Here is a 212-nt window from a genome sequence, read left to right as displayed (position 1 = left end):
GGAGACAAATGTTTTATTGCTTGACATTCCCAAGAGTATCATTGCCAAGTACAGTCATAAGACCTATCGGGACGGCAAACTATTTCCCATCCTAACGAATCAGAAAACCAACGCATATTTAAAAGAAATTGCCGACCTTTGCGGTGTCAAGAAGAATCTGACCTTCCATCTTGCCCGGCATACATTTGCGACCATGTCGCTCAGCAAGGGCG

The 212-nt window shown here is 44.8% G+C and carries 1 pseudogene; it reads left to right on the top strand.

Features of this window, described 5'->3' with window-relative positions:
• A pseudogene (locus tag X919_RS14975) lies at nucleotides 1-212 on the top strand (site-specific integrase); the annotation flags it as partial.

Origin of the sequence: Prevotella sp. HJM029 (assembly GCF_000599605.1) — a bacterium.
GTDB lineage: Bacteria > Bacteroidota > Bacteroidia > Bacteroidales > Bacteroidaceae > Prevotella.
The sequence above is the reverse complement of the archived record's forward strand: the minus strand, read 5'-3'. Positions and strand labels throughout refer to the sequence as shown.